This is a genomic window from Lunatimonas salinarum, from assembly GCF_017811155.1.
Taxonomy (GTDB): Bacteria; Bacteroidota; Bacteroidia; order Cytophagales; family Cyclobacteriaceae; genus Lunatimonas; species Lunatimonas salinarum.
Genome location: NZ_JACVCV010000008.1, coordinates 207,468 through 221,926 on the forward strand (window position 1 = coordinate 207,468; position 14,459 = coordinate 221,926).

General features: G+C 47.4%; 6 protein-coding genes. 3 read left to right on the forward strand and 3 right to left on the reverse strand.

All coding sequences use genetic code 11. The features are described 5' to 3' along the window. Positions 1–45 precede the first annotated feature (45 nt). The 3 genes from IAQ59_RS11875 to IAQ59_RS11885 all read right to left on the reverse strand — a co-directional run bounded on the left by IAQ59_RS11875 (position 46) and on the right by IAQ59_RS11885 (position 7,264). Entirely contained in the window at positions 46–1,674 is a 1,629-nt protein-coding gene (locus tag IAQ59_RS11875) for a SusD/RagB family nutrient-binding outer membrane lipoprotein (protein ID WP_209331026.1), read from the reverse strand. A 23-nt stretch (positions 1,675–1,697) separates the two neighbouring features. Further along, a complete protein-coding gene (locus IAQ59_RS11880) occupies positions 1,698–4,976 on the reverse strand; it encodes a SusC/RagA family TonB-linked outer membrane protein (protein WP_209331027.1) in 3,279 nt (1,092 codons plus the stop codon). Positions 4,977–6,247: 1,271 nt separating this feature from the next. Further along, positions 6,248–7,264: an endonuclease/exonuclease/phosphatase family protein gene (locus IAQ59_RS11885; RefSeq protein ID WP_245189563.1), complete on the reverse strand. Its 1,017-nt coding sequence runs from the start codon at positions 7,262–7,264 to the stop codon at positions 6,248–6,250. 210 nt (positions 7,265–7,474) lie between these two features. Here IAQ59_RS11885 and IAQ59_RS11890 point away from each other — a divergent pair, with 210 nt between their 5' ends. The 3 genes from IAQ59_RS11890 (at position 7,475) to uvrA (ending at position 14,309) form a co-directional block, all read left to right on the forward strand. Then, positions 7,475–9,064, forward strand: coding sequence for an ATP-dependent DNA helicase (locus IAQ59_RS11890; RefSeq protein WP_209331029.1), 1,590 nt, complete (start codon positions 7,475–7,477; stop codon positions 9,062–9,064). Positions 9,065–9,217: 153 nt separating this feature from the next. Next, on the forward strand, positions 9,218–11,338 hold the full coding sequence (locus tag IAQ59_RS11895) for a T9SS type A sorting domain-containing protein (RefSeq protein WP_209331030.1): 2,121 nt from the start codon (positions 9,218–9,220) through the stop codon (positions 11,336–11,338). 154 nt (positions 11,339–11,492) lie between these two features. After that, complete coding sequence (gene uvrA, locus IAQ59_RS11900; RefSeq protein WP_209331031.1) at positions 11,493–14,309, forward strand: excinuclease ABC subunit UvrA; 2,817 nt, start codon at positions 11,493–11,495, stop codon at positions 14,307–14,309. Positions 14,310–14,459 lie beyond the last annotated feature (150 nt).

A 14,459-nucleotide genomic window follows, 5' to 3' on the forward strand; every position in this document is an offset into this window, starting at 1 on the left:
TGTGAAATGCGTTCCGTTGCCGCAGATCCGCTTTGAATAACCGCATCAAGGTCGGGCCCAAAACACCGGTTCAAACGGATCTGGCTGATATCCGGATAGTGAAGGGTTGGTTTCAAGTTCAGAGACGGGTATGATAAACCGTTGGGGAAAGGCTGGACTCCCCATAACTGGCGCCGTCTCTGCAAAATCCGGAAAGCCCGTTCGTCGGAAATTATTATATGCCTCTATGCCATTGCCCCATAATGCCAACTGATACTCGGTCATGATAATGTTCAGTCGCTCGTTGTCCGTCTGTGCGTTGGCGTAGGCATTGGTAATGTCTGCGATGTAGCTTTCAACTGCCGCATCACTCATTTCAAATGGACTACCAACGACAGAAGGCATCTCATCCGCTCCAAAGGATTTTACCTTTTGCATAGAAAGGCGTATGCCCTCTTGCAAAAGCGCTAACGGTTCACCACTTACATCCGTAGTCAGCGCCATCTCTGCGTGTAGGAACTTCACCATGTAAGAGGTCAGCATGGGAAATATGCCCCTTCCGGTGCCATCCGCTGCGGTTACAGTCTTAGGCGCATCGGTATCTACCAATCCACCAACCGGATACACCCCGAAGGTGGCGATCAACGCCCCCTCATTGGAAAAAGCAGAGGGATCACCAGCATCTCTTCCGAGATAGCCACTGCCAATCAGGCCAATAGGGCAGCCACCTCCCGCACAGGTGACCACCGCTCCACTGCCATCACCCGGCACTTGGCGGAAAATATAATATCTCAACCTGGGATCTTCGGTACTTCGATAAGATACCCTTCTGCCGGTGGTCGCACTGATACGACCATCGTTTAGTAAATTTGCCATGGTCCAGTTATCCATCCAGTAGGAGGTAGCTTGGTTGTAGTGGTTTACATGCAGTGGGTGCCGATTCTGATTAGGGCTTTGCTGGGAGCCGTATTTGAGTTGGAAGTCTTCGCTGATAGACGCTATGAGATCTCCTTGAATCAACTGCGAAAAACCCTGCACCGAATTGATGCTTGTTTCTTTGCGTGTCTGAGCATACATTTTCAATTTCAATGTATTTCCCATTTTTCGCCAGTTTGCCAAATTACCGTTGTAGATGACATCGCCTTGAATTGCACCAGTATGAGTGGATATTTCCTGCAAAGCGAGGTCAATCTCGTTGAGGATATCCGCATAGATTTCGGCCCCTTGATCCAACTCCGGAAAGGTTACTTCCGGATTCAACGCATCGAAATAGGGAATATCTCCATACAAATCCACCATGACACTGAAGGTATAGGCCTTAAGTAGCCGAGCGATTCCGCGGTAGCCAATCGCCTGTTCAGAGGCCCCATCGATAATTGTCTGTAAATTAGACAATGGAATGGAATACATATTCACCCATGAGTTGCTATAGGTACCTTGGTTCTGCTCGTAATTTCGGAGTGCCGTTATGTACCACATCCTTGTAAAAGACCCGGCGTTGGTATTTGGATCATCCAGTAAGTTGGACACCAAGGAAACCTGCGCATAGGAAAGCGTGCTGGGCAATACCAACTGCGTGGAGACATTTGGATCATCATTAATATTAAGTAGATCATCTCCACAAGCAAACAAGCCCATCAAACCCACCATGCATCCGAGCGCATATATTTTTATTCTTCTTAGCTGCGTGTTCATAAATATTGCTGGTTTAAGTCTCGTTAAAAGGTAACTGAAAGATTTGCACTAAACCTACGGGTAGACGGAACCCCAATAAAATCGATCCCTCTGAGACCTGGGAAGGTGCTGGTTTCAGGATCCAGATTTAAGCCTGGATGGAAATTGGGGGTTATAAACCACAAATTTCTCCCGGAAATACCAAAATTTACGCTGCCAAATGGCGTTTTCTGCAATAGCTTGGACGGCAAGCTGTAGGTCACCGCCAGTTCACGCAATCGGAATACCGTGGCATCAAAGGTGTGAAATTCCTCTGCACCATTCCAGCCAAAACTACCGCGGTCATACCACCAGTTGAAATTCGTAATATTAATCGTGTTGGGGATTTTATTTCCATTGGCATCGGTCGCGGCTAGGTAATTGCCGCTTTCATCCCGGACTAAACTTCCGTCAGCGTTTCTCGCAGCAATGTATCCCGGCATGACACGAGATACCATTCTATCTCCGGGGTCATTGGTAAGCCCTCTACCCACAATCTCTCTGTTGGATTTAGAATACAGGTCTCCACCCTGAACCCAATCAAGAACCATAGAAAGTTGAATTCCCCTGTAGCTAAAGTTGTTGGTGAATCCCATCACAAAATCCGGGTTTGGATCACCGATGACTTGGGGTTCGGGATTGTCGATGTACTTGCCAAAGGTGGTGCCAGGAAGCCCGTCTATGAGCAGATTGCCCTCCGCATCCCGAATGGCCTTTCGGCCTACGAGTACACCAAAAGGCTGACCTGTACGGTGTACAATTTGCACGATCTCACTGGATCCTGCCAAACTGGTGAGAACTATTTGGTCTACCCCCTCCTGAAGTTCAAGTACTTCGTTTCTGTTCCGGGTAAAAACCGTGTACACATTCCAATTGAATCCATTTGGCGAGTTGAGCAGTTTGAGATCCAACCCGAGCTCGATACCGCGGTTTCGTACCCTTCCAATATTTACCACCTGAGTCGCCGAGCCACTTGAGGGTGGCACATTAATCGCTGTAATCCCGTTTCGGGTCTCCCGGTTATAATAGGTAATGTCCAACCCAATCCGCTGATTCAACATCATCAACTCTGTACCGAATTCCACCTCCGTAGTAAGCTCCGGCCGTAGTTGAGGGTTTCCACGGTTGGTATTGACTGCCGAACCATTAACCGTTCCAAACTGATTTGCGAATGGAAACTGCGTAGAACCACCGCTTTGATTTACCCGCTGATTAAGTAAGAAATTATTGGCCGTAAGGTAAGGATCCGCATCGTTTCCTACCTGTCCGACACCCGCCCTTACTTTGGCGTAGTCCAGGAATCCTCCCCCTATGCTTAGGGCATCGGTCAGGATAAATGACGTGGAAACACCGGGATAAAAATAAGAGCGGTTTTCTGCCGGCAATGTAGAGGACCAGTCGTTTCGCGCGGTGAAATTGATAAACGCCCACTCATCGTAGGCCAGCGACACATCGGCAAAGACACCTGCAAATCGTCTCCTGGCAAACCTATCCTGGAGCACAAATTGCGCAGAGGTGTTTGAAAGGCTTCTAATACCTCGCTCGATAATGCCATTTCCACCAAACTGCGATACAGAGTTGCTTCTTTGGTTGATATTCCATCCGGCGAGTGAGCTGAGGTACCACTTACTGGAAAGTTCCTTATTGACACCGATCAGCAAGTTTCCATCCAATTCGCTGTTTGCAAAGGTAGACGTTTCCATGGTTCCGGATTGCTGTATAGCTGCTCCAAATCCATTGGGTTCGAGCATGGAAAATCGCCTGTCGGTATAGGAATTAAATCCAAATTGATAGGAAACGTTGAGCCAGTCGGTAATGTCATAGGCCAGCTTCAGGTTACCAAAATAGCGATCCACGTGGCTGTCGTTATAGGTGTTATTGGCCACCCAGCGCGGATGGTTGACCGTTCGATAGTACATGGCCCCACCGTCCTCCTCCCTTTGGAAGGGATAAGCATCTGCATTGAAGCTGGTAGGCATCCATTGAACCAACTGAGAGGCTGACTGACCCCCGAAGTTACCACTGCCCAAAGAAGGGTTCTTTTGTACCGTGTTTACGTAATTTAGACCCGCACTGATTTTCAACCCCTTTTTCAACTTCGCATTTCCACCGATATTCCCGCTAATTCGATTGACAGAGGAATTTGGAATAATGCCCGTATTATCCATCCAAGATAATCCCGCTGAGAGCGATGCCGCTTCCGAACCGGCCTGTACCGAAACCGCATGCTCCTGCAGCCTGCCGGTTTCGTAAAAATTACGGTACTTACCGATATGTGGTTCATAAGGTACATTGTCCCCACGCGTAGCTACCGCTTGAAACGATGGCGAATTAAGGAAAGGCCCCAATGCAGGGTTAGTGTATGGATGTGGAACAGTCTCATATGCCGTATATGGCGCTCCGAAGGAACCAAAATAGTTTTCGATATACACATTTCCGTTTCCTCCCTGACCGTATTCGGTCTGATAGTCCGGAAGCTTCGCAATCTCTTCGGTCCCATAACTGGCACGGTAATTTACCTCCATTCCTTTGTTTGAAGGCTTGTTGCCATTTTTAGTGGTGATAATGATCACCCCATTTTGGGCTCGGGAACCGTACAAGGCGGCGGCTGCGGCACCTTTTAGCACCGTTACCGATTCTACAATATTGGGGTCTATGTCAAAAGCCCGGTTAGTAGAGGTATTGCCCCGACTGTCCGAATGACCTTGAATGGAATTGTCAAAAGGAATCCCATCTACCACAAACAACGGCTGATTATTACCAGTAAGAGAAGAGCTTCCCCGGATGGTGATATTTGTATTCCCTCCCGTTACCCCACCGCTTCCCTGAATCAAAACGCCCGCTACCTTACCATTTAAAGAGCGGATCAAATCTGGCTCTGACCGCTGAGCGATGTCCCGGTCTCCAAGTTCAGAAACAGCGTATCCCAGGCCCTTCTTCTCGCGTTCAATGCCGATGGCCGTTACCACTACCTCATTCAAGCTGCTGATATCCGACTGCATGGTTACATTTACCACCGAGCGGCCGTTTACTTCCTCCTCGCGCTTGGCCATCCCTATAAATGAGAACACCAAGACATTGCTCCCAGTCGGAACATCTATGGAATAGGCCCCATCCAAATCTGAAACCGTACCGACACTGGTACCTTTTACCAGAATACTTACCCCAGGAATAGGTTCGTCTCCGTCAGAAGAAACGACCGTTCCCGAGACACTCACTGCCTGAGAGAAAGCATATTCTGCACATAAAGCAATTAACCAAATAACTAATAAATATTTTTTCATATAAAAGGGGGTTGGTGACTCTGGAAGTTAACCTGGTCGATAAAAATTTTACCAGCCATCCAAAAAAAAATGAAAATTCAAAAAAATATCAATCTTAACTACTTGATTTTCTGTTTATTAAAAAATAAACAAGATGTAACATTTTTGCATCTTGTTCTTCGAAATTGCACCAATTTTGCGAAAACACCCCTAAAATTACCCAAATTTCGAGCGCAATTAAATTAGCATCATATTTTACCTATTTACCTTTTTGCCAAATTTTTAACTTTTTGGCATATTAAATATATTTTTTCTAACCATTAAGCTTGTTTTCTAATTTTTACGCACTTAATAATCTTTTTTGATAAATGATATACTGTTTTTTTTTACATTCATTTTTACACGTACTTTCCATTTTTTTATTTATTTTACTGATTTTATAGTTTCCATTAGACCCTATTTTTTACTATTATACATATTTCACAACATTTTAGACATTTCAAAATTGCGACCTAAAAAAGGTAAAAAAACACCGGTAACTGCCACCTTTTACCCAACAACCACAAAGAAGAGGCCTACGCAATTGAATGCCCCCAATACACGGATTGGGAGTCAACTATCCACTAAGATACGGTAGCTTCTGCTATAAACATGCAACCCCTTCAGGGTTGGGACTGTCATTGCAAGAGACGAAGGAGCGTGGCAATCTCCTCTATTTGCCGGATCGTTAAATCGAAACCTTTTCTTACATCTTATGTCTTTCGTCTTAAGTCTTCTAAAAATCTCACATCTAACCGTCTACCACCACCTCAACCTTGCCCGGGTTTTGGCGGAAGGGGGATCGCATCATGAATAGGGTTGGCGGCCAAAACCGGAGAGATTTTGTGACCAATCGCCCTATAGACATGCAACCCCTTCAGGGTTGGGCCTGTCATTGCGAGTGACGAAGGAGCGGCAATCTCCTCTATTTGCCGGATCGTTAAATCGACACCTTTCTTACATCTTATGTCTTTCGTCTTAAGTCTTCTAAAAATCTCAGGTCTAACCGTCTCCTCAAGGAGATTGCTTCGGCTTGCGACTGCTTATCGACCTATTGGATGAATCCGATTTTATCCTACTTTGTATCTCGATTACCGCATCTCCTCAAGCCTCGCAATGACGGCGGCAGGGGCGATCGCTTCGGTTTTTTGGTTTTGGCGACGATGTAGGATCGAAAGATTCGCGAGTCTTACGTCTTATATCTTATGTCTTACATCTCATACATAACGTCCCGCATCTCCAAGCCACCAACTTCAAAGTATCCGAATCTTCGGATCAGCCCTTTCGATCTTTTCGTCTGCCCAGTCCCTTTCGTCACGGTCAGGAGGATCCTGTTGGGGGTTATTTAGGTGCGCCTTGGGCGGATTCAGGTGCAGGTGCATAAATACCGGGAAGTGATCGGAACCGATAGCCGGCAACACCTTGATGGTACGCAACTGAAACTCTTTTGAAATAAAAACATGGTCCAGCGGCCATCGCAAAAACCAATAGTCTGCGTGAAACGTGTTGAAAAAGCCCCTTCCTATCCGGGGATCCAGTAACCCGCTGATTTTTTGAAAGAGCTTGGTGGTTCGGGACCAGGCTACGTCATTAAGGTCCCCTAAGACTATGACCGGAATGGAGGACTTCTGTACGTTTTTGCCTACGATCAGCAGTTCTGCGTCGCGGCTGGTGCTGGTCTCTGACTCGGTAGGACTGGGAGGTTCGGGATGAAGGCAGTGGATAGCTATTCTTTCACCTGATCGCAACCGCACACTGGTATGGATGGAAGGGATCCCTTCCTCTACCAAGTAACGTACCTTTGGTTCTAAAAGAGGTAACTTCGAATACAAGTGCATTCCATATAGGTTATCCAAGGGTACCTTCACGGTGTAGGGATAGTCAATTTCCAACACGGAAAGCTGCTCTTGCCACCATTGGTCAGACTCCAGGGTGAGCAAAATATCCGGTTGATAGCGTTGCACGAGTTGGAGGAGCCTTTCGACTTGACGATTCGGTGTGAGCACATTACTAACCATCAGGGCGATCTCGTTTTGATCGGCAGTTTCCCGGCAACGCCGTACTTCCTTTCTGGAAAAAGGGGTGTAGGGATAGATCTTTGAAAACTGGTAAGCCAGACTGACTAGGAGTGAAACAAAGAAGAACATGTACCAAGGCCCCTCAGGATCTTCGATTAAGCTTACTAACACAAGGGATATCACATGGATTACCACGATTTGTATCCGTGGAAAATCAAACATCCTCACCGACCAATGGTCCCATTTCACCATCGATGCGAGGGTAGGTAGTACAGAAAGCCCATACAAACTGAAGCAAATTAGTCTAAAAACCAGCATGAGAGTCAATGGCAGTGTGATTGATGGGGAATTTCATACCGAATAACCGTAAATTTATTGTTATTTTGTGTCATCTACAGGAATAATCCTGCATATTGTCTCAGCAAATTCGAAAACATGCGATTGATTGGCGCCTAGAAAGACATGTCGTTTTTAAAAGATTTTTTTTTCAACGAATTCAAACAACAGGGACTCGACACGGAAAACAGTGCCTTTATACAGGCGTTGGAATTGGCCCTGTATTCAGACAAGTCGCTGTTTCTGACCGGTAGGGCGGGAACCGGCAAGACCACCTTTTTACATACCTTCCGCCGCCTGAACCTGAACAAGAATTTTGCGGTAGTGGCACCCACCGGCGTGGCCGCCATCAATGCAAAAGGGCGTACCTTGCATTCTTTTTTCCGCATTGATCCAAAGCAGCTATTTCTTCCGGGTGATCCTCGACTGCAGCCGCACGCCAAGGGAAAAAAGGAGTCTATCTTCACCACCTTCCGATTAACCGAATCCCGGCTTTCGGTTATCCGTAAATTGGACACCTTGGTGATAGACGAGATATCCATGGTTCGGGTGGAGCTATTGGATGTTATTGACCAAATTTTGCGGGTGTATAGACGGAAGCAGCACCTACCATTTGGAGGGGTTCAGCTGATTATGATAGGGGATCCTTTTCAGCTGCCGCCGGTGGTTCGAAGCCAGGATTGGGAACTGTTGGAGCCCTACTATCAGAGCCGATTCTTTTTCAGCTCCCTCGTATTTAGGCAGTTGAGGCCACTATACATTGAACTGGACAAAATTTACCGGCAAAAAGACGTTGTTTTTAAGGAAGTCCTGAACCGCGTCAGGGAGAGTAACCACACCACCGCCGATATCCAATTGCTAAATCAGACGGCATCCCGCTACGATTTTGGGCTGTTGGATCAAGGCTATATTTTGTTGGGCACCCATAACCACGTCATTCAGGACATCAATGCGCGCAAACTAGCCGAGTTAAACGAGAAAGAAAGGATCTACAAGGCGGAGTTCAAGGATGATTTTCCGGTGAATATGGCACCGTTTGAGCCGATTGACCTCACGCTAAAGGTAGGAGCACAGGTTATTTTTCTGCGAAACAATCCCGAAAAGGGCTTTTTCAATGGAATGATTGGCAAGGTAATCCGGCTGGAGGCGGACACCATTCAGGTGGAAAATGAGCGGGGCAAGCTCTTTGAAGTTTCCCGGGAGGTGTGGGAAAATGTGGAGTATACCTACAACGAGGCCTCTGAGCGGATAGAAGCCGAGGTGGTGGGAAGTTTTGTGCAGTTTCCGCTAAAGCTGGCCTGGGCCATCACGGTACACAAGAGTCAGGGGCTGACATTTGAAAAGTGCATCTTGGATATCGGAAAGTCTTTTGAGGCAGGTCAGGTGTACGTGGCCTTGAGTCGGTGTACCTCCCTGGAGGGCCTGGTGTTAAAGGCACCGATTGGGATCCACAGTATCAAGGTCAGCGCCGATAGCCTTGGTTTTAGTGCAGCGCGTACCCACGCCGAAGAGCTGGAGCAGGAACTCGAGTGGACCCGCGCCCGGGTAGCGTTGCGTCATGCCTTTCGCCTCTTTATGGAAGGGTACTATCAGCAGGCGGAGCGCATTTTTCGGGAAGCGCAGCAAGTGGAGGATTTTACGGTGTACCCAAAGTGGCGTCAATTTTTGGATGTAAAGGACTGGCTGCTGGAACGGCATCGGCGGAAATCGCCGTGAAGTTCAAAAAATATTATACGAAACACATTAAATTGCGTAGCTGCCTCGAAATAATTCCCTGATTTTTTGGAATTTGCATTTCTGTGCCATAAATTTGTTTTTCATAACAGCTAAAATGTATTTCAAATTATTTTTTGACGTTTGAGGATGGCAATGATGAAACAAAAAAGGTGGAGTATCGGCGGGATAGTGGGGCTGCTGCTGTTTTTCAGCGGTATCAATGAGGTGATGGGGCAGTTAGATTGCGAGCCGACGGCTCCATTCCCAACGGATTATTTCACCAGAAGTGATAGATACCGCGGTAACAACCTTTGGCAAGCTGTTGTATTTCAATTAGCTCCAGAATACAACCCCGCTAATGACCACCCAAATAACAGAAATTTCGTTTATTGGGATGGGTCTGGTTGGAACGACTCACGACGTGATTTTAAAGGTTGGATGTTAAGGAATAATTCTGGGCTATATCTACCTATATCAGGGTTACCATTTAACTCACAATTTGAAGACACCAGTCCCCTTGGAGAAGATGCTGGTCTTTTCTTTCCCACGGGAACCACCGCAGGAGTTAACTCAAGCGGGGGATGCAATGTCGAAAAACAGCACTTTGGAGTATTGGCTAGAAGTCGATTCATTGTTCCGCCAGGTGGCGAGGGAATTTATCTCGTTTCTGTGGGTAGTGACGATGGCTCGTTTTTTAGAATGTTTGTTCCCGGCTCTTATAACAGTGTTTTGACTGATATAAATGGGCGTCCGATTCAGCATGATAATTGGTTTAAGGACGGTAGCGATGGTGTATTTAATTATGTTTATGAAGATAATATTCGCAACTATTATGTTTACCTAAGCGAAGGCCAAGAAGTTTGGATGAACCTTAACTATTATGAAAAAACAGGAAGAAGTCGACTGGGATTTGATTTTAGACTTTACGTTGGTCCTGGAGAAATAAATATCGGAGAACCTACATCGTTGAAATCTGAACGATATTGCGGAATCAATCCACAGCCCCAAGCTTTCGAGCAATTTAGCCCTGCTGTATTTGCAGATGGCACTATTCCGAACTACGAATGGGAATACTCTTTGGTAAATGATCCAGATCCCGAAAATTGGACGGTGATCACAGGCGCAACTGACGCAACTTACCAAGTCCCGGCCTATAACGATTTGACTACCGAGGAGTACAAAGATGACATGATAGGTACACTCTATTTCAGAAGAGTTGCGATTGATGCCAATGGAGACCGATTCCCCAGCAACGTTTTGGAAATAACGGAAGTAGAACCCATCGCAGACTTAGACCAGGAGGAATATGGAAACAATATGTGGATAGGCCATATTTACAGAGAAATTGGAAACTTTGATTCTGATCATTACCTCGGAAGAATCTATGAACCCGAGGTTAATTTTGAACAAGATTTTGGTGGTAGCCCCTCTCTCAACGCGGAATTTTTCCCTGATTATGGCTGCTCATTTTACACAACCAGGTTTTCTGTAAGGTACAAAATGAGGTATACCGCCCAGCCCGGTGTTTACACTGCTCAGATTAGAGGAGATGATGGCTTTAGGCTAAGCTTTGATGGAGGGAATACTTGGGTAATAAATTCGTTTGTAGATGGGGCTAGAACGATTACAGCCCCTCCCTTAGAGGTAGAAGAGGAAAAGGTTTTGGAAATCGTGATCGAGTATTTTGAAAATACAAACAATCAAGTTCTAGACTTTTCCTTCGCCAGCATCATCCTCCCCGTAGAATGGGGACAGGTATCCGGAGAGGCCTGTGGGGCTCAAAACTGCCTGACTTGGGAAACCATTCAGGAAAAAAACAGCAGCCACTTTGTCGTGGAGCGCTCCTACGATGGCCGGGAATGGAACGCCACTGGTGAGTCCATCGCCGGGCAAGGAAATACCACGCAGCGGACCTTCTACACCTTTACAGACGGTTCCTTCCTCGCCGAACGTACCTTTTACCGCATCCGTCAGGTAGACCTGGACGGTTCGGTAGACTACTCGGAGATCGTACGGATTGATAATGCGAACTTTGCCCGAAAAATGGCTCCTTACCCGAACCCGACCACCGATCGCCTGCGGTTCTACTCCCCCGAACCGGTCAAAATGGTCCGCATCTCCAGCCATGATGCCAAGGTACAGCTGCCGCTTTTCTTTGAGTCCCTTGGCCAAAACATCTACGAGGTGGATATTTCCATGCTTCAAAACAATCAATACGTCGTAACCGTAGTCGGTGAACAGAACAGCCATCATCACAAAGTGATAAAACGATAAACTTTTAACTTTCAGTTGTTGCTTGATTACCCACTCTCCTGTCTGATCAGGAGAGTGTTTTTCAGGCACCGAAAGACACGCCGATCATTGGCGTGTCTTTCTTTTTTTTCAACAATTTTACTTTTCCTAGGTTGAGTTGGTATCTTTGCGCGTTATGGGAAATAGGAAGCAAGCGGATTTGGAAGAGCTGGATCAGCTGGATGCCAAAAAGTTTATCGTCATTAAGAATGCCCGGGTAAATAACCTGAAGGGGGTCAGTCTGGCGATACCTCGAAACTCCTTGGTGGTCGTAACCGGCCTTTCCGGATCGGGCAAGTCCTCACTCGCATTTGATACGCTTTTTGCCGAGGGACAGCGCATGTACGTAGAAAGCCTCAGTTCCTACGCCAGGCAGTTTTTGGGAAGAATGGAAAAGCCGGATGTGGAATACATCCGCGGAATTTCTCCTGCCATCGCCATACAGCAGCAGGTAACCACCAAAAATCCCCGCTCCACCGTAGGGACTACCACTGAAATCTACGACTACCTTAAATTATTATACAGCCGTATTGGCAGGACCCTCTCGCCCATCAGCGGAGAAGAAGTGAAGCACCACACCGTGACAGACGTGGTGGACCATATCCATGGACTGGAAGAGGGCACCAAAGTAATGATCAGCTGTCCCCTTCAGCGGGCCGCCGACCGTACCTGGGAAAAGGAGTTGGAAGTGCTGCTGCAAAAAGGATTCACACGGATTCTTGTCCAAGGCGAAGCCTATTACGTCGAAGACTTGGTAAAAGACTCGAAGCATCCCGCCGGAGAGCTCGAAATCCTGATAGACCGTGTCGTGGTAAAGCGCGAAGACGAGGACAACCAATACCGCATTGCGGATAGTGTCCAAACTGCCTTCTTCGAAGGCCATGGGTACTGTACGGTGACCGTGCCCGGCAGCTCGAGGACAGATTTCAGCGATAAGTTCGAGCTAGACGGCATGAGCTTTGAGCTCCCTACGGTAAATCTTTTCAGCTTTAACAATCCCTACGGAGCCTGCAGGACCTGCGAAGGGTTTGGCACCGTGCTGGGCATAGACCCTGATTTGGTCATACCTGACAAGAGCCTCTCGGTCTACGATGGAGCCATCGCCCCTTGGCGTGGTGAGACCACCCGTAAATGGCTGACCCCTCTACTCAAAAATGGAATCCGATTTGATTTTCCCGTACACCGTGCCTACGAAGACCTTAGTGAACAGGAGAAAGCGCTCTTGTGGACAGGGAACAGCTATTTCAAAGGGATCCAGGCATTTTTTGATTTTTTGGAATCCAAGCTCCATAAGATACAGTATCGGGTGATGCTGTCCCGGTTTCGGGGAAGAACCACCTGTCCGGATTGCAAGGGTACGCGCATCCGAAAGGATGCATCTTATGTGAAGGTAGGGAGTATGTCGATTACCGATGTGGTGCTCATGCCGGTGGGTAAGTCTTTGGCCTTTTTTAAAGATCTGATGCTTACTGCGGCAGAACAAAAGATAGCCGGACGCCTACTCAAGGAGATCATAAACCGACTGGAATACTTGGATAAGGTAGGTCTTGGCTACCTAACGCTGAACAGGCTGACATCCTCCCTTTCAGGAGGCGAGTTTCAACGAATCCGCTTGGCAACCTCTCTGGGAAGCGCCTTGGTGGGATCTATGTACATTTTAGATGAGCCGAGCATAGGCCTGCATCCCCGGGATACCGAGCGATTGATCGAGGTGCTCAAGTCCCTCAGGGACTTAGGCAATACGGTCATCGTGGTGGAACACGAGGAAAAGATCATTCGTGCAGCCGATCAGATCATAGACATTGGCCCAGATGCCGGAGTGCATGGTGGCGAACTGATGTTTCAAGGAAATTTGGCGGACCTATTGGCGGACAGGTCCACCCATACCGGCAGGTACTTACGGCGGGAGGAAACCATCGCAGAGGCCATCTCCCCGCGCAAATGGAGAAACAGCCTGGTGATTCACGGCGCTCGCGAAAACAACCTTAAAAACCTCACCGTCCGTATCCCTTTGGGGGTGCTGACGGTAGTAACCGGTGTAAGCGGATCGGGTAAATCCACCTTGGTTAAAAAAGTACTGTATCCGGCGCTTGGAAAGGTGCTGGGAACGGTATCCGATGAAACCGGGAAGTTTGACCGATTAGATGGAGACTACAGGCTGGTAAACCGGTTGGAATTTGTGGATCAAAATCCCATTGGCAAGTCTTCCCGTTCCAACCCAGTGACCTATGTAAAAGCCTATGATGCCATCCGGGCGTTGTATTCAGAACAGCCCCTTGCCAAGCAACGAAACTACAAGCCAGCATTCTTCAGTTTCAACGTAGACGGAGGCCGCTGCGAAGCCTGTCAGGGCGAGGGCACTCAGAAGATCGAGATGCAGTTTATGGCCGATATATTCCTTACCTGTGAGTCATGCAAAGGGAAGCGGTTTAAAAACGAGATTCTGGAAATCACGTACAAGGACAAAACCATTTCCGATGTACTCGACATGACGATCGACGAAGCAATGCAGTTTTTTGCCGATAAAAACCCCATCATAAACCGCCTTCAACCACTTCAGGAAGTCGGTTTGGGATATATTGGGATGGGCCAGTCATCCAACACCTTGAGTGGAGGGGAAGCCCAAAGGGTAAAGTTGGCGTCGTTTTTGGGAAAGGGAGAAAGCCGCACCCAGGAACATATTCTTTTCATCTTTGACGAACCCACCACCGGTCTGCATTTCCACGATATCAAAAAGCTGCTCCACTCCATCAATGCGTTGATAGACCAAGGACATTCCGTGCTGGTCATCGAACACAATACCGAGGTTATTCTTGCAGCCGATTGGGTGATTGATTTGGGTCCCGAAGGGGGAGAAAAGGGCGGTAATATACTTTATGAAGGGGTTCCCGAAGGCCTGCGAAACACCTCGTCGAGCTACACCGGCTACTATTTGGATACCGATCGCTTGTAAGCCCTTCGGCAGTTAATGATAACCCCATGTCATTCGCACCTTAAGGTCAACCGCATACATAAAAGGTTCCCGGAGGCAGCGTCATATTTACTTTTTTTACCTTCCATTCGGATCTCTGCTGGAATCTTGCTTTCAATTATTCAAAAATAA

Excerpts from the sequence above, each read along its gene's own strand:
- IAQ59_RS11895 (WP_209331030.1), top strand. The coding sequence starts at position 9,218 with ATGATGAAACAAAAAAGGTGGAGTATCGGCGGGATAGTGGGGCTGCTG.
- uvrA (WP_209331031.1), top strand. The coding sequence starts at position 11,493 with ATGGGAAATAGGAAGCAAGCGGATTTGGAAGAGCTGGATCAGCTGGAT.
- IAQ59_RS11875 (WP_209331026.1), bottom strand. The coding sequence starts at position 1,674 with ATGAACACGCAGCTAAGAAGAATAAAAATATATGCGCTCGGATGCATG.
- IAQ59_RS11890 (WP_209331029.1), top strand. The coding sequence starts at position 7,475 with ATGTCGTTTTTAAAAGATTTTTTTTTCAACGAATTCAAACAACAGGGA.
- IAQ59_RS11885 (WP_245189563.1), bottom strand. The coding sequence starts at position 7,264 with ATGGTGAAATGGGACCATTGGTCGGTGAGGATGTTTGATTTTCCACGG.
- IAQ59_RS11880 (WP_209331027.1), bottom strand. The coding sequence starts at position 4,976 with ATGAAAAAATATTTATTAGTTATTTGGTTAATTGCTTTATGTGCAGAA.